This is a genomic window from Lactobacillus sp. VURO6/B1 (VP7), assembly GCF_058139575.1.
Map to the genome: position 1 here is coordinate 1 of NZ_JBVOWJ010000035.1, position 1,495 is coordinate 1,495.

General features: G+C 44.1%; 1 protein-coding gene. It reads right to left on the reverse strand.

Annotated features, from left to right (window positions below; translation table 11 throughout):
- Positions 1 to 33: 33 nt before the first annotated feature.
- Positions 34 to 1,439, reverse strand: a protein-coding gene (locus ACZ2M0_RS09400; RefSeq protein WP_490059277.1) for an IS3 family transposase whose coding sequence is annotated in 2 segments (ribosomal slippage) — positions 34 to 956 and positions 956 to 1,439 — 1,407 coding nt in all. Because the reading frame shifts where the segments join, the coding sequence is not laid out codon by codon here.
- Positions 1,440 to 1,495 lie beyond the last annotated feature (56 nt).

The following is a 1,495-nucleotide window of genomic DNA, read 5'->3' on the forward strand; positions in this document are numbered from 1 at the left end:
TGAAGTGCAACTAAAAAGTTAGACATTTTAATATTACGCAAGACTCAATGCACGATTTCGATATTTGATCGGGGTCGTGTATTTTAGTTTGTTTGATCTTCTAATATGATTGAACCAGTAAACGTAATCATGCAGTACTTCCCGCATTTCTGCTAGTGAACTGATCTTAATGCGGTTGAGCTTCTCCCGTTTCATTAGGTTGAAGATGGTTTCTCCCGGTGCATTATCGTGGCAATTACCCTTGCGCGACATGCTTTGCTTAATCTTCATCTGTCTTAGTTTGGTCTGATAGCCGCTGTGGCGGTATTGAAAACCCTGATCTGAATGCAAAATAGGCTGGGCTGTTTTAGGCAGCTTGTGCTTAAGCTCTGCCAGCATATCATAAACCAGCTTCATGTTAGGCGAATAGCTGACTTGACAAGCCAGTATTTCCAGTGAGGCCTCATCAATGACCGGTGAAATATAAACCTTTTTGCCTGTGGTCAGCTTGTATTCGGTAATATCCGTGTGTAAGACGTGGTAGGGTCTGGTTTCATTAAACCGCTGCTTTAAAATGTTTTCCTTGATTACGCCTGCAGGGCCCGCATAAGAACTGTAGCGTGCAGTGCGCCTACTGTAGACTCTGGTCTTTAGTCCCAGCTGCCGCATCAGCTTGCGCACGGTATTGGGCGCATAGCTAAAGCCTTGATCTAAGAGTGCACCATGCATACGTCGATAACCGTAAGTCTCATCACTTTCTTGGTAGAAGATAGACTTGATTACGCCTTTAACAGCAGCGTATTTATCTAATCGGTTCAATCGGTGACTGCGGTTGTCGTAATAAGTTTTGCGGTTAAGGTGCAGCTTGGCAAGCAAAAGCTTTAACGGCACCTCAGGTCGCTCAGCCCGAATCTCCACGACTATTCTGGTTTTTTGCCGGTTGGTGAGCGTGGATATCGGGCAGCCACTTTTTTTAGGATTAAGTTATCCAATTCTAAGTCGGCTTTTTGTGCCTCTAGCTCAGCAACCTGACGACGCAATTGTTCTACTTCGGTTAGCTTCTTAGTGGGTTTAAGCTTCTTCTGACGCTTCTTTTTAGTCATGGTTGGTGGTCTCCCCTTGGATTTTGGGAGCAGCCCAGAGTAGCCTGCAGCCTGATAAGCCGCCAGCCATTGTCTTACTACTGACCGCGAAAGATTAAAAACTGCAGCTACCTGGAGTACTCCCATGTGATGTTCATGATAGAAGCGTACCACATTTAGCTTGAATTCAGGCAAATAAGTTTGTCGGGTGTGAGTAACCTTTAAAGCGGCTAAGCCATGTTTACGGGCACGTTCTGCCCAGGCCCTAATCTCGGTATGATCAATGCAGTATTCGCGTTCTAGTTTAGCTAAAGAGGTTTGGTGGGATAAGTATTTACTGCAAATTTCCATTTTCAAAGTAGTTGAATATTTAGTCATGAAAAAAGTGCTCCTAATAGTCAGATTAATGTCTAACTATTATGGAGCACTTCAAA